A 19,860-nucleotide genomic window follows, 5' to 3' on the forward strand; every position below is an offset into this window, starting at 1 on the left:
AAATACTTCCCGGTGAAGCGTGTGGCTCATAATGCACCTTATATCAATTGTTCTTCAATGAGCGCTTCCGCGATTTGAACGGAATTGAGTGCTGCGCCTTTGATCAAGTTATCTGAGACGATCCATAAATGGTAGCCGTTCGGGTTGTCAAGATCTTGGCGGATCCGGCCGACGAACACTTCGTCTTTTCCGGCTGCCATCAGCGGCATGGGATATTCCTGCTTGGAAGGATCATCTTGCAAGATGACGCCAGGCGCCGTGCGCAACGCATCTCTCACTTGCTCTAAAGTCGGCGCACTGTCGAATTCTGCGTAAACCGATTCAGAATGCCCCGTGACGACCGGCAATCGTACGCACGTTGCGGCAACTGCCAAGCTTTGTGCATTCATGATTTTTTTCGTTTCGTTGATCATCTTCATTTCTTCTAGTGTAAAGCCATTATCGGCAAACTGATCGATCTGCGGCACGGCATTGAATGCAATCGGAAAATGGCGTTCAGCCGATTTGACCGGCAACACTTTCGCTTCTGCCGTCGCAGCATTATCAAAATCCGCTGCCTGGTCTTTCAATTCGTTGATGGCATCGATGCCGGCGCCCGACACCGCCTGATACGTCGAAACGATGATCTTGTTCAAGCCGAAACGCTCTTTTAGCGGCTGCAATGCGCAGACCATTTGAATGGTTGAGCAGTTCGGGTTCGCGATGACGCCGGAATTGCTTTTCAGCGCTTCTTTATTTACTTCAGGCACGACGAGTGGCACTTCTTCGTTCATTCGGAAGGCACTCGTATTGTCCACTACAATCGCACCGCGTTTGACAGCTTCGGGCGCAAATTTCTCTGACACACTGCCTCCTGCGCTGAATAGCGCAATATCGACACCATCGAAAGAATCAGGCGTGGCTTCTTCTACCGTATAAGACTGGCCATTGAATTCTATCGCAGTTCCCGCAGAACGTTTAGATGATAAGAACTTGATGTTGCCAATTGGAAACTTGCGCTTTTCCAACTGGTCTTTCATTTGTTGACCAACAGCCCCAGTGGCGCCCATGATCGCGACATTATAAGTTTTCACTCGATTCTCTCCTTCATAACTAATTTGCGTTATTGTAACATAATTTACCCGAGCTGAGGAACAAATTGTGGCAATTGCTAACACAGATCATTGGGAACGGATAATGGAAAGGGCCGGAGCTTGAGTAGTCAACTTCATCAGTTCCAACACATCGTCGCGTTTTACCGCATCAATCAATCCGATAATGTCATCGACTGTCTGATGCTTGCCGTGGAGCAGTTCATACTTGCCGTTGCGGCTCATGCGTGCGCCTGTGCTTTCCATCCCCAGCACCAAATTGCCTTTTAACTGCTCACGCGAATCTTCCACTTCCGCCTCGCTAATGTCACCGTCTGTCATGCGTTGGAGCGAGCCTCGGATCAATTGTTCCACTTCGCCTACCTGATGCGGCGCTGTGCCGCCGTATATGGCAAGTGTCCCGTGGTCTGAATAAGCCGAATGGTACGAATACACCGAATAGGCCAGTCCGCGGTCTTCACGGATTTCCTGGAACAACCTCGACGACATCGAACCGCCGACAATCGTATTCATTACCGCAAGCGCGAACAGTCGATCGTCCTTCAAAGACAAGCCAGGATAACCTAGACATAGATGCGCTTGTTCAGTTTCTTTTTGCTTGATCGACTTGCCTGGCACAAAAATCGGCAACACATGGGGTTTCCCTGGGTTGGAGCGCTCGAATGTACCGAACAGCCTCTCAATTTGGCGAAGCAGCTCCTGGTCGATATGGCCTGCTACCGATACCACCGTATTGGACGGCGTGTAATGGCGTTCCATATAGTCGAAAATCTGGTCTCTGCCAAACCCGTCGAGTGTTTTCACGGTGCCTAAAATCGGCGCTCCGATGGCATTGTCCGGATACATGACGCGCCACAATTGTTCGTGCACATCGTCGTCCGCCATATCTTCTGTCATGCTGATTTCTTCTTTGACAACAAGGCGTTCTTTATCGATTTCTTCCGGTTCCATCACAGAATTAAAGAACATATCCGCCAGAACATCCACCGCTAACGATGCATGATGATCTAGCACCTTCGCGTAATAACAAGTATATTCTTTGGACGTATAGGCGTTCAAATCACCGCCGATGCGGTCAAACTCCCGCGCGATATCTTTGGCGCTGCGCGTCTTTGTTCCTTTAAACAACAAATGCTCGATAAAATGGGTGATGCCGTTTTCTTCAGGGCGTTCGTCGCGCGACCCCGTATTGACGAAGACACCGACCGACACCGAACGGAAATGAGGGATGTGCTCAGATACGATGCGTAATCCGTTTTGGCAAGTATAAGTCGTAACCATGTAAAGACCTCCTGTATATGAAAAAAATTGCCGGCAACTACTACCGGCAATTTTTTATTCAATGCAATTTTATGCTTTGTCTGCTGATGATTCTTGCTGTTCTTTCAGGACGATTTTGCGTGACAAGTTCACGCGTCCTTGACGGTCAATTTCGATGACCTTGACTTGCACTAGCTGGCCCATCTTCAAGACATCTTCTACTTCCTTCGTCCGTTCTTCCTGGATTTCGGAAATATGGAGCAGCCCGTCTTTGCCTGGGAACAATTCAACGAATGCGCCGAATTTTTCGATGCGCTTGACGGCGCCTTCGTAGTATTCGCCGACTTTCGCTTCGCGGACGATATTCTCGATCATCGCTTTCGCTTTGGCATTCATTTCTTCATCAACTGAGGAAATGAAAATCGTGCCATCTTGCTCTGTATCGATCTTGACGCCAGTCTCATCGATGATCTTGTTGATGACTTTTCCGCCCGGCCCGATGACGTCACGGATTTTGTCAGGGTTGATTTTCACCATGATGATTTTCGGTGCGAATTTCGACAAGGTAGTGCGCGGTGTATTGATCGTAGCGATCATCGATTCCAAAATATGGAGTCGTCCGACTTTCGCTTGCGACAATGCCTCTTCTAAAATCGCACGGGACAAGCCATCGATTTTAATGTCCATTTGAAGCGCCGTGACGCCTTCTGCTGTTCCGGCTACTTTAAAGTCCATATCGCCAAGATAGTCTTCCATGCCCTGGATATCGGATAATACCGTATAGTTGTCGCCTTTTTTCACAAGCCCCATAGCAATGCCGGCAACTGGTGCTTTCAACGGCACACCAGCGTCCATCATGGCCAAAGTTGAAGCACAGATGCTCGCCTGTGATGTTGAACCGTTTGATTCCAACACTTCAGAAACGAGTCGGATCGTATATGGGAAATCTTTTTCATTCGGGATGACCGCTTCAAGCGCACGTTCGCCAAGGGCGCCGTGGCCGATTTCGCGGCGTCCAGGTCCGCGTAGGAAACCTGTTTCACCAACAGAGAATAATGGGAAATTATAATGATGCATAAAACGCTTCGTCTCTTCTAAGCCAAGGCCGTCGATAATTTGTACATCGCCGAGTGCCCCAAGCGTACAAATACTCATTGCCTGTGTTTGGCCGCGTGTGAATAGCCCAGATCCGTGTGTACGAGCGAGTACCCCAACTTCAGAAGACAACGCGCGGATTTCTGAAGGTCCACGGCCATCCGGACGGATTTTCTCATCCGTGATAAGACGGCGCACTTCGTCTTTGACCATTTTATCCAAAATCTGGCCCGCTTGCTTTTTGATATCGTCTGCTGATTCTGCATATGGCTCGAGCGCACGTTCGCGGACTTCCGCAATCGCTTCGTTGCGTGCTTGCTTTTCGTTCACTTGCACTGCAGCATTCAAGTCTTGCTCAACTGCCGCTTTCAGTTCCGCTGTCAATTCAGCATCCAGTTCATATAATTGAACCGCTGTTTTTTCCTTGGCTACTTCTGCAGCGATTTCTTCCTGGAAAGCGATCAATTTTTTGATTTCTTCATGCCCGAACATGATCGCTTCTAGAATCACTTCTTCAGAAACTTCTTTTGCGCCTGCTTCCACCATATTGATGGCATCTTTCGTGCCTGCGACAATCAAGTTGATCGAACTTTTCTCCATTTGCTCGCCTGTCGGATTGATGAGGTATTCACCGTCAACCAGTCCTACGATGACGCCTGCAATCGGGCCGTCGAATGGGATGTCGGAAATCATCAATGACAAAGACGAACCGAACATCGCTGCCATTTCAGAAGGGCAATCCTGGTCGACTGACATGACCATGGAAATAACTTGCACTTCGTTGCGGAAGCCATCCGGGAAAAGCGGACGCAATGGACGGTCGATCAAACGGCTCGTCAAAGTCGCCTTCTCAGACGGACGCCCTTCGCGTTTAATGAAACCGCCTGGGATTTTTCCGACTGCGTATTGGCGCTCTTCATAGTTCACCGTCAACGGGAAAAAGTCCAGTGGCTTTGGTGTTTTTGAAGCTGTTGCTGTGGATAAGACTGCTGTATCTCCATAACGGATTAATGCTGCCCCGTTTGCTTGTTTTGCCAATTGACCGACTTCAACCTTAAGTTCGCGGCCTGCCCAGTCAAATGTGTAAACCTTTTTTGTTTGCTCCATAATCGAGCTCCTCTCTTACTGTGTTTCTCGTTATGTAATCATAAATAGTGTATCAAAAAAGCATCTAGAGTGCGATTGAATGCTAAAGTTTTAAGCATAAAGAAAAAGCGGGACGAATCCCGCTTTCTTTTCTTGCTATTATCGGCGTAGGCCAAGTCTTCCGATTAACTCACGGTAGCGTTGTACATCGTTCTCGCGTAGGTATTTAAGCAAGTTACGACGGCGTCCGACCATTTTGAATAGACCACGACGTGAGTGATGATCTTTCTTGTGGGTACGCAAGTGCTCGTTCAAGTTGTTGATGTCTTCAGTAAGAATAGCGATCTGAATTTCTGGAGAACCAGTGTCAGTGTCATGCACTTTGTATTCATTGATCAATTCATTTTTACGTTCTTGAGTGATTGCCATGCTGTTCCACCTCCTAATCTCTAATAGCCCCAATTACTGAGCAAACGTTGGTGATTCGATTTGCCAAGCAACGGTTAGTACGTTTAGTACTCAGTTATCATAGCACAGTGATTTCTTGAAATCAACTGCCGGATTCATCCCTCGAAATATTGTTTTGCGGTTTCTTTATCCTGTCCGATATGCGCTTTCAGCTCGTCGATACCCGAAAACTTTTGCTCATCCCGGATCCGTTTATGCCATTCGACTGTCACTTTTTCACCATAGATGGACTTATCGAAATCAAGGATGTGGACCTCGATCACCAGATTTTTGATGTCTGGGTTATGGAATGTCGGTTTATAGCCGACATTGCAGACTCCGTCGAAATACATGCCTTGCACTTCGATACGCACAGCATAAACGCCGCGCTTTGGAACGAAAGTGCCGAGTTCCGGTTCGACATTCGCGGTCGGAAAACCGATTGTCCGTCCGCGCTTGTCGCCGTTGACCACGGTCCCTGATATGCGGTAAGGACGGCCAAGCAATTGGTGGACCGGCTCTACGCAGCCATCCTTTAATAGATGGCGGATACGCGTCGAACTGATTTTCTCATCGCCTTGTTCTAGCTTGCTGATGGTTGTCACCTCGTAATGCCCGCCGCTGAGTGTTTCCATCAGCTCCATATCACCGCTGCCTTTGGAACCGAACGAAAAATCGAAGCCGGCGACGACTTGCTTGACGCCTAAACCTTTAATGAAGTGCTCGATGAATTGCTCAGGTGAAAGTTTCGCAAACTCCGACGTAAAGCGGACGATATAACATATGTCGACGCCCATCTCCTGTAGAATTTCCATTTTTTGTCCTAGTGGCGTGATGTAGAATACTTCTTCTTTTCGGCCGCCGAGAACGAGCGACGGATGTGGATCGAATGTCATCACAGCCGATTTCATCTGTTGGCTGCGCGCTTTGTCGATTGCTGTTCCGATAACTTGCTGATGGCCTTTATGGACGCCGTCGAAAAATCCGATTGCCATCGAAATCGGCGCATAGTCTGTAGCCTCCATCTCGTGAGGAAAACTCAAATGAATGATTTTCATATTACACCTCGCCTGTTTTAGGGAATCCAAACATTTTTTCAGGTTTCATTTTGCCTGCCTTGTCCGGATGTCTTTTATACAACGCCACCGGCTCGCCGCCGTAAGTGAAGACGATGAACGGTTTTTCCTTCAGGATCGGATGGGCATCCAATACTTGTCCATTCTTAATGCCGAACATCAAATCCGGCGTCAGTTCTGTGAAGGGAAATGCGCTCAATCCGTATGCAATCGGCTGCAGTACTGAGCCGATATCTCCATTTTGGGCAATATCTTCAACTTCGGCAAGTGTGACACATTGCGCTTTGGTGAAGCTCCCCGATTCCGTCCGTGTCAGCTGCGACATATGCGCAGGATAGCCAAGCGCCTGGCCGATCTGTACGGCCAAGGTCCGGATGTATGTGCCTTTTCCGCAGCGGATGCGGATGCGGAATCGAATGTTTTGCCCGCTCCAGGAATCATTGTGGTCGAGCAGCTCGATGGAATCGATGCGGACAGTCCGCACCGGCCGATCGACCGTTTCACCTTTTCGTGCGTACTCGTAAAGCTTTCTGCCGTTTACTTTAACAGCAGAATACATTGGTGGAATTTGTTCGATGTCCCCAGTCAAACTTTCCAAGGCGGCTTCCAATTGATTTCTTGAAATCGTCTTTTCAGACGGATCCTGATCGACCACAGCACCTTCCGCATCCTCGGTTTCCGTTGAATATCCGATCAACACTTGCGCTTCATAAGTCTTTCCTTGATCCGTAATGTATTCTGCCACTTTCGTAGAACGCCCCAAACAAATTGGCAGCACACCGTCCACTTGAGGATCAAGTGTGCCGGTATGTCCGACTTTTTTCGTTTTCAAGATTTTCCGCAGGCGGAAAACACAATCATGGGAAGTCATTCCCGGTTCTTTCCATAAGGGAAGAATTCCATTCGGCTCCATTGTCGCCACCTCTTTCGCCATTAGCTTTTTTATCCATTTGCTATGTAGAAAAAAGCCTGCTGTCTAATATAGACCAGCAGGCTTTTCTTTTACTCTTCTGTTGGTTCTTTAATATCCCGCAGCAAAGATTCGATTCGATTGCCGTATGCTACAGACGAATCGATTTCAAACGCCAACTCAGGAGTCTTGCGCAAACGGATCCGCTGTCCGATTTCCGAGCGGATGAACCCTTTGGACTTGGACAAGCCGAGCAAAGTCTGCTCTTTCGCTTTATCATCGCCCAACACGCTAATATAGACCGTTGCCTGTTGAAGGTCGCCCGTCACTTCGACATCTGTCACTGTGACAAATCCGATGCGCGGATCTTTCAATTTTCTACCGATAATCTCGCCGAGCTCTTTTTTCATTTGCTCAGCTACACGATTCGAGCGCATTGATGACATTTCGAATCCACTCCGTTCTTACAAATATTCTTTCTCTATTTCCATGCATTCCCACGACGGATTGCTTTCCAAAAAGCGCAGCACGTGCGCCATCTCCCGCTCCGCCACTTCCTTGGAAGAAGCGACGGTGACAAAGGCCAGGCGCGTGCGTTGCCATACTTGCTGGTGGCCAATTTCGGCCGCGGATACATTAAACTTTTGCTTGACGCGCGTCATCATGCTTTTGACGACTGCCCGCTTATCTTTCAATGAATGCGCTATAGGGATGAAAAACTCGCATTCCATGGAAATGATCACGTACGTTTGATTTCTTCCATGATGTACGCTTCAATGATGTCGCCTTCTTTGACATCGTTGAAGTTCTTGATTGTTACACCGCACTCATAGCCTTTCGCGACTTCTTTTGCGTCATCTTTGAAACGTTTCAAAGTATCGATTTCGCCTTCGAAGACAACGATGCCTTCGCGGATAACGCGGACGCCGCTATCGCGGGTGATCTTGCCGTCTGTTACGTAGCTGCCCGCAATCGTTCCGACTTTGGATACTTTGAACGTGCTGCGGATTTCTGCTTGGCCGATGATTTTCTCTTCGAACTCTGGGTCCAAGAGGCCTTTCATCGCTGCTTCGATTTCCTCGATCACTTTGTAGATGATGCGGTGCAAACGGATGTCGACGCCTTCTGCATCTGCAGCGCGTTTCGCATTTACGTCCGGGCGTACGTTAAAGCCAATGATGATGGCATTAGAAGCTGCCGCAAGTGAAACGTCAGATTCAGTAATAGCACCAGCACCCGTATGGATGACTTTGACATTAACGCCTTCGACATCGATTTTCAAGAGTGAAGCAGCCATTGCTTCGACTGTACCTTGAACGTCAGCTTTGACGATCAAATTCAGCTCTTTCATTTCGCCTTGCTTCAATTGGTCGAACAAATTATCAAGCGTTACGCGGTTCTTTTCAGAACGCATTTCTTGAAGTGCTGTTGCAGAACGTGCTTCACCAATTTGGCGTGCTGTTCTTTCATCTTCAAAGACAACAAAACGGTCGCCAGCTTGAGGCACGTCGCTGAGTCCAGTGATTTCTACTGGCGTCGACGGGCCAGCCGTTTTCACGCGGCGTCCTAGGTCGCTGACCATCGCACGAACGCGTCCGAACGTATTTCCGACAACGATTGGATCGCCGACATGTAACGTGCCGTCCTGAACGAGTAGTGTCGCGACAGATCCGCGCCCTTTGTCGAGTTCAGCTTCGATGACCGTACCGATTGCTCGGCGGGCAGGGTTTGCTTTTAGTTCGCCGACTTCTGAAACAAGCAAGATCATCTCAAGAAGTGTATCGATGCCGTCGCCTTTCAGCGCTGAAATCGGAACGAAAATCGTATCGCCGCCCCATGCTTCTGGGACCAGGCCGTGCTCTGTCAATTCCTGCATCACGCGGTCCGGGTTAGCGGATGGCTTATCCATTTTGTTGACAGCGATGATGATCGGCACTTCCGCGGCTTTAGCGTGGTTGATTGCTTCGACCGTCTGTGGCATAACGCCGTCGTCTGCTGCAACGACAATGATGGCAAGATCCGTCACTTTTGCACCGCGTGCACGCATCGTTGTAAACGCGGCGTGTCCTGGTGTATCAAGGAACGTAATTTTCTTATCGTTTTCGACTACTTGGTAAGCCCCGATATGCTGAGTGATTCCGCCAGCTTCCCCGGCAGTCACTTTCGTATGGCGAATGGAATCCAATAAAGTCGTTTTCCCGTGGTCAACGTGACCCATGATGGTAACAACTGGTGGACGCTCTTCTTTTAAAGACTCTTCTTCAGGTTCGAAGTAGACTTCCAAGTCGGTTTTATCGACCAAGATCTCCTCTTCGACTTCTACTTCATATTCTGCACAGACAAGTTCGATGGCATCTTTATCCAACTCTTGGTTGATGGTTGCCATTACGCCGAGCATGAACAATTTTTTGATGATTTCAGATGGCTCACGGCCTAATTTTTTCGCCAGTTCGCCTACTGTCAATGATTCACTGAACGTAATTTTTGCCGGCAGCTCTTTTTCTCTTCTTGGCATCGGCGGCATCGGGTTCGCTGGGCGCTGCTGCTTGCCTTTGTTGCGATTGCGGTTTTGTCCGCCGCGTCCCGGTCCGCCTGAGCGGCCGCGTTGTCCTGGTGCTGGAGCCGGTTTAGCTGCTTTTGGCGTGAAGTTAGAACCGCGAGACTCTGTTCCTTGCGCAGCTTGGCCACTCTTCGAGCTGCCTTGCCCGCCTTGTGAACGGTTTTGCGACCCTTGGCTGCTAGGACGGCTTTGTCCTTGTCCGCCTTGTGGACGCGATTGGCCGGACTGTGGGCGGGATTGGCCGCTTTGCGCCCCTTGGCTGCGGCGCTGGTTTTGGCCTTGTGGACGTGATTGCCCTTGGGCACGTGATCCTTGTGCAGGCTTTTTATAAATGCCATCCAATTTTGTCACAGCAGTATCTTCTAATGTAGCCATGTGATTGTTGACCTGGATATTCATTTTAGACAATTCATCGATGATGTCTTTGCTTGGTTTATTTACTTTTTTCGCGTATTCATGTACTCGAATTTTGGTCATCTGCTCACCCCCGGTTAGTTTTCATCAAACAGGCTCGTCATTTTCTTTGCAAATCCCTTATCGGTGATTGCAAGGACGACTCGCGCTTCTTTTCCTATTGCATGCCCAATTTCATAGCGGGTTGCGCCAATACGGATTGGAACATTATAGGACTTGCATTTGTCCTGCAATTTCTTCCTTGTGTTATCGGATGCGTCTTCAGCCACAATGACCAATTTCGCATTGCCCCGACGCACTTCACTGACGACCAGTTCTTCACCGGTGATCATTTTCCGTGCTCGCGTGGCCAGACCCAATAATTGAAGGATTTTTTCTTTATTCATGATTTCAGCTGCTCTCTTCGTACGGTGCGGACGAGTTCCTCGTAAATTTCATCTGGAACCTTCACTTCAAGTTGCTTGTCCAAAACCTTCTTTTTGCGTGCAATTTCGATGGCATCTTCCGATTTTGAAACGTACGCGCCTCTTCCCGACTTTTTGCCGGTCAAATCGACGAACAATTCGCCTTCTTTTGAACGGACGACGCGGATCATTTCTTTTTTCGGAAGCATCTCACCGGTTGCAACACATTTGCGTAACGGAATCTTCTTTTGCATAGCCAACGGATATCACCTTCTCAGCTTATTCTTCTTCGTCGTAAAAATCAAAGTCATCTGTGTCAGCGTCAGCATCCGACTCCACGATTACCGCGCCTTCAGGCGGATAAATTCCCAATTCACGGGCATCCGTTTCACTCTTGATATCTATTTTCCAGCCTGTAAGTTTCGCTGCCAAACGGGCGTTTTGCCCACGCTTGCCGATAGCAAGCGATAGTTGATAATCCGGAACGACGACCGTCGTTGATTTGTCTTCTTCTCTCACTTGAACATCAAGTACTTTTGATGGGCTCAGTGCATTTGCTACGAAGACGACCGGATCTTCCGACCATTCTACGATATCGATCTTCTCGCCGCCAAGTTCATTGACGATTGTCTGTACACGCGCTCCGCGTGAACCGACACATGACCCGACTGGATCCACTTCGTCGTCATGGGCATGGACCGAAATTTTCGAACGGTCTCCAGCTTCACGTGCAATTGATTTGATTTCGACGATGCCATCGTAAATTTCCGGCACTTCGTTTTCGAACAAACGGCGCAACAGGCCTGGATGCGTGCGCGACACAAACACTTGAGGTCCGCGTGTCGTGCGTTCGACTTTCGTAATATAAACTTTAATGCGGTCATGCGGCTGATAGCTCTCGTTCGGCATTTGCTCTGTTTGCGGAAGCACTGCTTCCACTTTGCCCAAACCGACATATAAATTACGTGCATCCATGCGTTCGACGATGCCGTTGACGATATCATCTGCACGGTCCACATATTCTTCGAAAATCAATCCGCGCTCAGCCTCGCGTACACGCTGTGTCACAACTTGCTTTGCAGTTTGTGCTGCAATGCGCCCGAAATTACGCGGTGTGACTTCTTCTTCTACGATATCGCCGATTTCATAAACCGGGTTGATAGCATGGGCATCTTCCAATGAAATCTGCAAGCGCTCATCTTCAACTTCTTCGACTACGTCTTTGCGGGAATAGACCAGCATCGTGCCTGTGTCGAGATTCAAATCGACACGAACGTTTTGCGCTTGGTTGAAGTTGCGCTTGTATGCTGTCACAAGTGCTGCTTCGATCGCTTCGATCAATACATCGCGAGAGATCCCTTTTTGTTTTTCTAATACTTCTAAAGCATCCAATAACTCACTGCTCATTGTTTTTTCACTCCTAAAGTCTTCTATTCAGCTTTTGCGGAAAAGTCAATCGCCAAACGGATCAAGGCGATTTTCGTTCTCGGGATGCTGATGGTCTTTCTGCGGGTCTTGATTTTGATCTCAATCTCCACTTGTTCTTCATCGTATGACTTCAAATACCCTTCAAACTCTTTTGCGCCTTCAACCGGCTCATAGGTTTTAATGTAAATGAACTTGCCTAAAGCTTTTTCAAAATCCTTTTCTTTCTTCAGCGGCCGTTCGGCTCCCGGAGAAGACACTTCAAGGAAATAGTTTTGCTCGATCGGATCGGTTGCATCCAACACTTCGCTCAATCGTTCGCTGACGATTGCGCATTGGTCGATGTCAATCGGTGCATGCGGATTGTCTACAAACACACGAAGAAACCAGTTTTTTCCTTCTTTCAAAAACTCGACATCGACTAGTTCCAACTCGAGTTCGTCGATGATCGGTTGTGCCATCGTTTCAATTTGTTCTGTAATTTTGCTCATAAAATGCCTCCTGCCAATAATATGCCACCACAAACAGAAAAGAGCGGGAGAACCCACTCTTCTGCGACAGAGCTATCAGTAAATGTTACCACTATAATACCATGATTGGCGGTGTGGCGCAACCGGCTAGAACAGCGACAGCTGATTGGCGTCAGGCATCCCTTCTAGGCAGCCGTGATCATCCATATACTCGATGATCGTTTTCGAAACACGTCCGCGCTGCTGCAAATCTTCTTTCGACAAGAACGTGCCTTCCGCTCTCGCGGCCACGATCGACTTGGCAGCATTCGTGCCAAGACCGGGTATGGCATTGAATGGCGGAATCAACGTGTTGCCTTCAATCAAAAATTGATCCGCAGACGATTTATACAAATCGACTTTCTGGAAACTGAAGCCGCGCTCTACCATCTCGAGTGCCAACTCCATGACGGTCATCAAGTTCTTTTCCTTTGTCGAAGCTTCGAGACCTTTGGAATTGATCTCATCGACTTTCGCACGAATGGACTGTGAACCTTTGGCCATCGCATTGACATCGAAATCTTCTGCACGCACGGTGAAGTACGCCGCATAATAGAGAACCGGGAAATGCACTTTGAAATATGCGATCCGCACCGCCATCAATACGTACGCGGCGGCGTGCGCTTTCGGGAACATGTACTTGATTTTCTTGCAGGATTCGATATACCAGTTCGGCACGGCTTTTTCTTTCATCGCCGTTTCCATCTCCGGCGTCAAGCCTTTACCTTTTCGCACCGATTCCATGATCTTGAACGCTAAAGAAGATTCCAACCCTTGATAGATCAAGTAGACCATGATGTCATCCCGGCATCCGATAACATCGGACAGCTGGCATGTGCCGTTATGAATCAATTCCTGTGCATTGCCAAGCCAAACGTCCGTGCCGTGGGACAGTCCGGAAATCTGCACGAGCTCCGAGAATGTCGTCGGTTTGGTATCTTCGAGCATCTGGCGCACAAAACGCGTCCCGAACTCGGGGATGCCGAGCGTCCCGGTCTTGCAGCCGATCTGTTCTTTTGTAACGCCGAGCGATTCTGGCCCTGCGAATATTTTCATCACTTCCGGATCATCCGTCGGTATGGTCATCGGGTCGATGCCGGAAAGATCTTGCAGCATCCGGATAACGGTCGGATCATCATGTCCGAGAATATCCAGTTTCAACAAGTTGTCATGAATTGAGTGGAAGTCGAAATGAGTCGTCTTCCATTCCGAATCCTGGGCATCTGCCGGAAACTGAATCGGTGAAAAATCATAAATATCCATATAGTCAGGCACAACGATAATACCACCCGGATGCTGGCCGGTGCTGCGTTTGACGCCTGAACAACCTTGCACCAAGCGGTCGATCTCCGCACCGCGAAGCGTCATGTCACGGTCGTTGGCATAGCCTCGGACGTAGCCGTATGCCGTTTTTTCTGCAACTGTCCCAATCGTCCCCGCACGGAAGACATTGTCTTCCCCAAATAGCACTTTCGTGTAATTGTGCGCTTTCGATTGGTATTCTCCGCTGAAGTTCAAATCGATATCGGGTACTTTATCGCCTTTAAAACCAAGGAATGTTTCAAACGGGATGTCCTGGCCATCTTTTTTATATGGAATACCGCAATCAGGACAGTCTTTATCTGCCAGGTCAAAACCTGAACCAACCGAGCCGTCGTCAAAAAACTCATGCTTTTTGCATTTGCGGCAAACATAATGCGGCGGCAGCGGATTGACTTCTGTAATCTCTGTCAAGGTCGCCACGAGCGACGAGCCGACAGACCCCCGCGAACCGACCAAATAACCGTCATCGAGCGATTTTTTCACGAGCTTATGCGAAATCAAATAAATGACCGCAAAGCCGTGACCGATGATCGACTTTAATTCTTTTTCGATGCGTGCTTCAACGATCTCCGGAAGATCGTCGCCGTAAATGGAACGAGCCGTCGCGTAGCTGAGTTCACGGACTTCCTCATCCGCTCCTTCGATCTTCGGCGTATACAATTCGTCTTTAATCGGTTTGACGACGTCAATCATATCTGCGATTTTCAACGAGTTGTCGACGACGATTTCGCGCGCCGTTTCTTCACCTAGAAAATCGAATGCTTCAAGCATTTCATTGGTCGTGCGGAAATGGACTTTTGGCAGTTTGGAGCGATTCAGCGGATTGGCACCGCCTTGCGAGCCGATCAGGACTTGGCGGAATACCGCGTCTGTTTCATCCAAGTAGTGGACGTTCCCTGTTGCCACCAGCGGCTTATCGAGCTTGCGGCTCACTTTGGCCAGCTTGCGGATAATGTCTTCCAAATTCCATTCATCACGAATCAATTCGCGTTCGATCAACGGCTGGTACACTTCTTTCGGGTGTACTTCCAGGTAATCGTAGAACTGGGCGACGCGCTCCACTTCTTCCATCGATTTTTGCATGACTGCTTCGAATACTTCGCCCTTGTCACAGCCGGAGCCGATGAGCAGGCCTTTGCGATGGCGCTGCAACAATGAACGCGGAATGCGCGGCACACGATAGAAATAATTGATATGCGAAGCTGACACGAGCTTGAAGAGGTTTTTTAAGCCTTCCTGGTCTTTTGCCAGCAAAGTGCAATGCGTCGGACGCGAGCGCTTATAGGAATCCCCAGTGCCGACGTAATCATTTAATTGATCGTGGTACAAAATCCCTTTTTCATCTGCTTCTTTCAGCAAATGGGTCAATAAATATGCAGTTGCTTCTGTATCGTAAATGGCGCGGTGATGCTGCGTTAAATCAATATTGAATTTTTTCGCTAAAGTGTTCAGGCGATGATTTTTCAATTCTGGATGGAGCATACGCGCCAATTCGAGCGTATCGATGGTTGCATGTGTTTTATCAATGCCCAGTTTTTTATAGGCGACGTATAAGAAGCCCATATCGAATGAAGCATTGTGCGCGACCATGATGTGGTCGCCTGCCCACTCGTGGTACTCACGGATGACGTCTTCCACTTCCGGCGCATTTTTGACCATGTCATCGGTGATACCGGTCAATTCGATCGTTGTTGAAGATAGTGGATGGTGCGGGTTAGCGAAACGCTCGAATTTCTCGATGATTTGCCCGCCTTTGATTTTCACTGCCGCCAGTTCAATAATGGTATCGTATACGGCAGATAACCCGGTCGTCTCCAAGTCGAACACCACGTACGTTTCTTCGTCGAGCCGCACGTGGCGCTCTTCGTACGCTATCGGCACACCATCATCGACCAAGTTGGCTTCAAGCCCGAAAATCGCTTTGATGCCGTGTTTTTGGCTTGCTGCGTAGGCATCTGGAAATGCCTGCACACCCGCATGATCGGTAACAGCGATTGCCGGATGGCCCCATTTAGCCGCTTGTGCCACCAGTGAATCAATAGAGGACACCCCGTCCATCTGGCTCATCTTCGTGTGCAAATGCAATTCCGCACGTTTAACTTCGGCTGTATCTTTGCGTACAGTCGGATTGATTTCAACCATGTCCTGCGCCATCATGACCAAATCGCGCACAAACGTATCGGTTTGGATCGAGCCGCGCGCTTTTAGCCACATGCCTTTTTTCGCCTGTGCCATCAATTCTGCGTCTTCCTTGTCACGAGAGAACATTTTCACGAGAATCGAATCGGTGTAATCCGTAATTTTCACAGTCAATAAAGAACGCCCGCTGCGGAGCTCCCGCACTTCTGCGTCGAACACGAAGCCCTCGATCGTAACGCGGCGTTCTTCATCGACAATCGACCGGATTTCCACAATGTTTTCATCCGGCTTGATTCCGGTGCCCATTTGGAAAGGCCCTGAAGGCGCACCGTTTTCCTTGCGGTCGGTTTCCCTTTTCTTCATATCGGCTACCGCTTTTTTTGCCATTGCTTCTTCTTCGACTTTGCGTTCGACCATGAACGCTTCATGTGCCGCTTGCTGATCCTCAGCAGACAGCTGAAAATCGATGGAAAACGGCGGAAAGCCGAATTGACGGTATACTGCGCTGAGTTTCTCTGTATATTTGGATTTTAAAGCCATCATTTCGTGTTCGTGGCAGCAATCGACAATGAGCTTGCTGCCGTTCCAGTCGGGCGCTTGTGATAACAGGCGCTCGCGCAGCGGTGGTGCCATGTCTGCCAGTTCATCTACGACTTGCCTCCAATAAGCACCCACTTGCTCTCCTTCCGCCAGCTTGGCGTCAGTTTCTATATGCAACTGCACAGCCGCGATTGACGAAAACTTTGCCTGCAGCCGTTCGCGCAATTGAATAAACAGCTCCAGTGGCAGCACATGCTTCACTTTGACGAGAAATCGCCACGAACGCTCTTTTTTATGGACGGTCATCCGAGTCAATTCCGCATCTTCAAAATACGGCATGTTTACGTCTTCCGTTAACTCCAAATGCTGAAGCAATAATTTAAATCTCATTTTGGCGTCTTGCTCATTTATCATGATTATCCCCTTCGCCATTTATTTCAGAAAAAGAAAGGAAAGTACACATGTACTTTCCTTTTATCATATCAGATTTTTACTTATTTATTGAAATACTCGCGCACTTTGTCGAGCACTTCGTCTTTATGCCACTCGACTGTTTCGTTCGTTTGGCGGATTTTCACTTCCAAGATGCCTTCTGCTGCACGTTTTCCGACCGTTATGCGAATCGGCACACCGATCAAGTCAGCATCTGCAAACTTTACCCCTGCACGTTCTTTACGATCATCAAGCAGCACTTCAAAGCGCTCGCGTTTTAATTGCCCGTAAATTTCGTCGCCTACTTCACGCTGCGCATCGTCTTTGATATTGACCGGCACCACATGAACCTCGTAAGGAGCCACGGCGTTCGGCCATGTAAATCCAGACTCATCTTGGAACTGCTCTGCGACTGCAGCAACAATCCGTGACACGCCGATTCCGTAACAGCCCATAATATAAGGCATCGCTTTTCCTTGGTCGTTTAGGAATGTCGCTTTCATCGGCTCGCTGTAAGTCGTGCCCAGTTTAAAGATATGGCCAACTTCGATGCCTTTGGCGAATTTGATCGTGCCCTCGCCGTCTGGTGATGGATCGCCCTCTTTAACAAAACGTAAGTCGCCGTAAGCTTCAACTGAAAAGTCTTCACCAGGAGTTACATTGATTAAATGAACACCTTCTTCGTTTGCGCCTGCAACGCCATTTACGATCGATTGAACCGCTTTATCAGCGAAAACACGGATACCTTCTGGCAAGCCGACAGGGCCGATCGATCCGATATCGCAAGACAATAAGCCACTTACTTCTTCCGGCGTCGCCATTTCAACAAGCTTGGCGCCTGAAATATGTTTGACTTTCACGTCATTGATTTCATGGTCTCCGCGCGACAACACAACGATCAATTCTTCGTCTGCCTTGAACACAAGAGTTTTGATGCAGTTTTCAGGTGTCGTCTGAAGAAATTCCGCAACTTGGGCGATGGTCTTCTGGTCAGGCGTCGAGACTTTTTCGATCGGGCGTACCGCTTCTTCGGATTTCGGGTAACCCATATTCACCGCTGCCATTTCGATATTGGCGGCATAGGAAGAACTGTCGGAATAAGCGATCGTGTCTTCGCCGATTTCCGACAGCACCATGAACTCATGGTTGTCTTTGCCACCGATAGCGCCTGAATCTGCAATGACGGCACGGAAATTCAAACCGAGACGGCTGAAGATATTGCTATAAGCTTGCATCATATCCATATATGTCGCATCCAGGCTTTCTGTTGTCGCATGGAACGAATAGGCATCTTTCATGAGAAATTCACGTCCGCGCAGCAAACCGAAGCGCGGGCGTTTTTCGTCGCGGAATTTAGACTGGATCTGATAAAGCGTCAGCGGCAGCTTTTTGTACGATTTGATTTCATCGCGCAGCAAGCTCGTAATGACTTCCTCATGGGTTGCGCCAAGCGCGAACTCCCGGTTATTGCGGTCTTTCAAGCGCATCAATTCGTCGCCATAAGAATACCAGCGACCGGTTTCCTGCCATAATTCTGCTTGCTGCAAAGCCGGCATAAACACTTCAGCGCCGTTGATCGCTTCCATTTCTTCGCGGATAATATGCTCCACTTTATGCAAGACCCGTTTGCCGAGCGGCAAAAACGAATAAATCCCACTTGTATTTTGGCGGATAAATCCAGCACGCAGCAATAATTGATGCGATTTCACTTCCGCATCAGCTGGCGTTTCCCGTAAAGTCGGGATAAAGCTCAATGTTTGTCTCATAACCGAATACACCTCAACTGACTATTATTTTATGAACTCTATGTAGCAGAGAAAGGAAAGCGGAATGCCGCTTTCCTCTCACCAATTAAAAGAAAAATCGCTGGATGTCGTTCCAGGTAACAACGATCATCAGCAGCATCAAAAGCATAATGCCGACAAAATGGACCATGCCTTCTTTTTGTTTGTCGACCGGTTTGCCGCGCAGCGCCTCTAGGACAAAGAACATCAAGCGTCCGCCATCGAGTGCTGGCAGGGGCAAGAGATTCATGATCCCTAAGTTGATGCTAAGCATGCCCGCCCAACTCATCAATGTAAAGATGCCATATTGCGCGACTTCTTCCGTCGTTTTGTAAATGCCGACCGGCCCTGATAAGGCATCGATCGTAAATTGACCGGTCACCAGCATGCCAAGCAATCGGAAGATTTCTTTAAACCAAAACACCGTTTGTTCAGCTCCATAAGCGAAAGACCCGAAAAAGTCTTTTTCCACAGGGCTTTGGTACAACACACCGATTACTCCGACTGGCTCGGCAGCCTGCTCGGAAAGTTCGGGCGTGATGGTGAACTCCAGCTGCTCGCCGCCGCGTTCAACTTGGAAATCCAATGCATTTCCGGCATTTCCTTGAACCGATTCGACCAGCTCATCCCAGCTATTGATTGATTGGCCTTCGATTTCAGTGACCACATCGCCGTCTTGCATGCCGGCTTGTTCAGCTGGGCTGTTTTCCGTCACTTCGGAGATGACCGGTTCAAATGTCGGAACGCCTTGCATCATTCCGATTGCAGTAAAAATAAAGAAAGCGAGAATAAAGTTGAAGAGCGGCCCGGCAAAAATCGTCATGAACCGGTTCGGCAAGTTTTTCGCATCGAATGTCCGGTCATGAGGTGCGAGAATCGTTTCGCGCCCGTTCTCTTCCACAACCGCATCACGCGCCACTTTGATGTTCACCAATTGCTCGTCTTCATCATAGCCTTTAATGTAGAGCTCTTTTTCTAGGTCGGCTTGTTCTACTTCCAGAAATAAAATATCCGGATACACATGCTTTTGGTTGAGGATGACTTTTTTCGCGAGTCCTTCTTCATTCAGCAACAAGCCGATGCGGTGCCCAGCCTGCAAGTGAATGGCATCCATTTCTTCTCCTGCCATGCGGACATAACCGCCGATTGGCAACAATCTTACCGTATAAAGCGTCTCGCCTCGGGTGATGCCCAATATTTTTGGCCCCATCCCGATAGCGAATTCACGAACAAGAATCCCAGCCCGCTTAGCGAACAGGAAATGGCCCAGCTCGTGGAAAAACACTAATGCGCCGAAAATGATTATGAACGCCAATACTGTTTCCATTTTGAACCCATCCTTCATAAACCTATTCGGTTTTAATC

General features: G+C 48.7%; 16 protein-coding genes. All 16 read right to left on the reverse strand.

The window, feature by feature from the left end; translation table 11 throughout:
• Positions 1-38: 38 nt before the first annotated feature.
• The 16 genes from ACFO5U_RS06170 to rseP all read right to left on the reverse strand — a co-directional run bounded on the left by ACFO5U_RS06170 (position 39) and on the right by rseP (position 19,822).
• Complete coding sequence (locus tag ACFO5U_RS06170) at positions 39-1,049, reverse strand: aspartate-semialdehyde dehydrogenase (protein WP_377279467.1); 1,011 nt, start codon at positions 1,047-1,049, stop codon at positions 39-41.
• A gap of 111 nt (positions 1,050-1,160) precedes the next feature.
• Positions 1,161-2,372 carry a M16 family metallopeptidase gene (locus ACFO5U_RS06175; RefSeq protein ID WP_377277617.1) on the reverse strand — a complete coding sequence of 404 codons (1,212 nt, stop codon included), beginning with the start codon at positions 2,370-2,372 and terminating at the stop codon, positions 1,161-1,163.
• Between the two features lie 69 nt (positions 2,373-2,441).
• The gene (pnp, locus tag ACFO5U_RS06180; RefSeq protein WP_377277619.1) at positions 2,442-4,553 is read right to left on the reverse strand and encodes a polyribonucleotide nucleotidyltransferase; all 2,112 of its coding nucleotides are present in this window, start codon (positions 4,551-4,553) and stop codon (positions 2,442-2,444) included.
• 138 nt (positions 4,554-4,691) lie between these two features.
• Positions 4,692-4,961 carry a 30S ribosomal protein S15 gene (rpsO, locus tag ACFO5U_RS06185; protein ID WP_068462811.1) on the reverse strand — a complete coding sequence of 90 codons (270 nt, stop codon included), beginning with the start codon at positions 4,959-4,961 and terminating at the stop codon, positions 4,692-4,694.
• 134 nt (positions 4,962-5,095) lie between these two features.
• A complete protein-coding gene (ribF, locus tag ACFO5U_RS06190; RefSeq protein WP_377277621.1) occupies positions 5,096-6,037 on the reverse strand; it encodes a riboflavin biosynthesis protein RibF in 942 nt (313 codons plus the stop codon).
• 1 nt (position 6,038) lies between these two features.
• Entirely contained in the window at positions 6,039-6,968 is a 930-nt protein-coding gene (truB, locus tag ACFO5U_RS06195; RefSeq protein WP_377277623.1) for a tRNA pseudouridine(55) synthase TruB, read from the reverse strand.
• A gap of 89 nt (positions 6,969-7,057) precedes the next feature.
• Positions 7,058-7,411, reverse strand: a complete 354-nt coding sequence (gene rbfA / locus ACFO5U_RS06200; RefSeq protein ID WP_377277624.1) for a 30S ribosome-binding factor RbfA — start codon at positions 7,409-7,411, stop codon at positions 7,058-7,060.
• An 18-nt stretch (positions 7,412-7,429) separates the two neighbouring features.
• Complete coding sequence (locus ACFO5U_RS06205) at positions 7,430-7,708, reverse strand: DUF503 domain-containing protein (RefSeq protein WP_377277626.1); 279 nt, start codon at positions 7,706-7,708, stop codon at positions 7,430-7,432.
• Positions 7,705-10,002 carry a translation initiation factor IF-2 gene (gene infB / locus ACFO5U_RS06210; RefSeq protein WP_377277627.1) on the reverse strand — a complete coding sequence of 766 codons (2,298 nt, stop codon included), beginning with the start codon at positions 10,000-10,002 and terminating at the stop codon, positions 7,705-7,707. Before infB ends, ACFO5U_RS06205 begins: the two co-directional genes overlap by 4 nt.
• 14 nt (positions 10,003-10,016) lie before the next feature.
• Positions 10,017-10,325, reverse strand: coding sequence for a YlxQ family RNA-binding protein (locus tag ACFO5U_RS06215; protein WP_377277629.1), 309 nt, complete (start codon positions 10,323-10,325; stop codon positions 10,017-10,019).
• Entirely contained in the window at positions 10,322-10,603 is a 282-nt protein-coding gene (gene rnpM / locus ACFO5U_RS06220; protein ID WP_377277630.1) for an RNase P modulator RnpM, read from the reverse strand. The genes ACFO5U_RS06215 and rnpM overlap by 4 nt, the downstream gene beginning before the upstream one ends.
• Before the next feature lie 19 nt (positions 10,604-10,622).
• A complete protein-coding gene (gene nusA / locus ACFO5U_RS06225; protein WP_377277632.1) occupies positions 10,623-11,750 on the reverse strand; it encodes a transcription termination factor NusA in 1,128 nt (375 codons plus the stop codon).
• A gap of 23 nt (positions 11,751-11,773) precedes the next feature.
• Entirely contained in the window at positions 11,774-12,259 is a 486-nt protein-coding gene (rimP, locus tag ACFO5U_RS06230) for a ribosome maturation factor RimP (protein WP_377277634.1), read from the reverse strand.
• A gap of 126 nt (positions 12,260-12,385) precedes the next feature.
• The gene (locus ACFO5U_RS06235) at positions 12,386-16,693 is read right to left on the reverse strand and encodes a PolC-type DNA polymerase III (RefSeq protein ID WP_377277636.1); all 4,308 of its coding nucleotides are present in this window, start codon (positions 16,691-16,693) and stop codon (positions 12,386-12,388) included.
• Positions 16,694-16,773: 80 nt separating this feature from the next.
• Positions 16,774-18,477, reverse strand: a complete 1,704-nt coding sequence (locus ACFO5U_RS06240; RefSeq protein ID WP_377277638.1) for a proline--tRNA ligase — start codon at positions 18,475-18,477, stop codon at positions 16,774-16,776.
• Between the two features lie 85 nt (positions 18,478-18,562).
• Positions 18,563-19,822 carry an RIP metalloprotease RseP gene (gene rseP, locus ACFO5U_RS06245; protein WP_377277639.1) on the reverse strand — a complete coding sequence of 420 codons (1,260 nt, stop codon included), beginning with the start codon at positions 19,820-19,822 and terminating at the stop codon, positions 18,563-18,565.
• Positions 19,823-19,860: the final 38 nt, after the last annotated feature.

It is taken from the genome of Planococcus dechangensis (assembly GCF_042654465.1).
GTDB classification, from domain to species: Bacteria; Bacillota; Bacilli; order Bacillales_A; family Planococcaceae; genus Planococcus; species Planococcus dechangensis.

Coding starts and splice junctions, on each gene's coding strand:
- ACFO5U_RS06170 (WP_377279467.1), bottom strand. CDS start 1,049: ATGGGCGCCACTGGGGCTGTTGGTCAACAAATGAAAGACCAGTTGGAA.
- ACFO5U_RS06175 (WP_377277617.1), bottom strand. CDS start 2,372: ATGGTTACGACTTATACTTGCCAAAACGGATTACGCATCGTATCTGAG.
- pnp (WP_377277619.1), bottom strand. CDS start 4,553: ATGGAGCAAACAAAAAAGGTTTACACATTTGACTGGGCAGGCCGCGAA.
- rpsO (WP_068462811.1), bottom strand. CDS start 4,961: ATGGCAATCACTCAAGAACGTAAAAATGAATTGATCAATGAATACAAA.
- ribF (WP_377277621.1), bottom strand. CDS start 6,037: ATGAAAATCATTCATTTGAGTTTTCCTCACGAGATGGAGGCTACAGAC.
- truB (WP_377277623.1), bottom strand. CDS start 6,968: ATGGAGCCGAATGGAATTCTTCCCTTATGGAAAGAACCGGGAATGACT.
- rbfA (WP_377277624.1), bottom strand. CDS start 7,411: ATGTCATCAATGCGCTCGAATCGTGTAGCTGAGCAAATGAAAAAAGAG.
- infB (WP_377277627.1), bottom strand. CDS start 10,002: ATGACCAAAATTCGAGTACATGAATACGCGAAAAAAGTAAATAAACCA.
- ACFO5U_RS06215 (WP_377277629.1), bottom strand. CDS start 10,325: ATGAATAAAGAAAAAATCCTTCAATTATTGGGTCTGGCCACGCGAGCA.
- nusA (WP_377277632.1), bottom strand. CDS start 11,750: ATGAGCAGTGAGTTATTGGATGCTTTAGAAGTATTAGAAAAACAAAAA.
- rimP (WP_377277634.1), bottom strand. CDS start 12,259: ATGAGCAAAATTACAGAACAAATTGAAACGATGGCACAACCGATCATC.
- ACFO5U_RS06235 (WP_377277636.1), bottom strand. CDS start 16,693: ATGATAAATGAGCAAGACGCCAAAATGAGATTTAAATTATTGCTTCAG.
- ACFO5U_RS06240 (WP_377277638.1), bottom strand. CDS start 18,477: ATGAGACAAACATTGAGCTTTATCCCGACTTTACGGGAAACGCCAGCT.
- rseP (WP_377277639.1), bottom strand. CDS start 19,822: ATGGAAACAGTATTGGCGTTCATAATCATTTTCGGCGCATTAGTGTTT.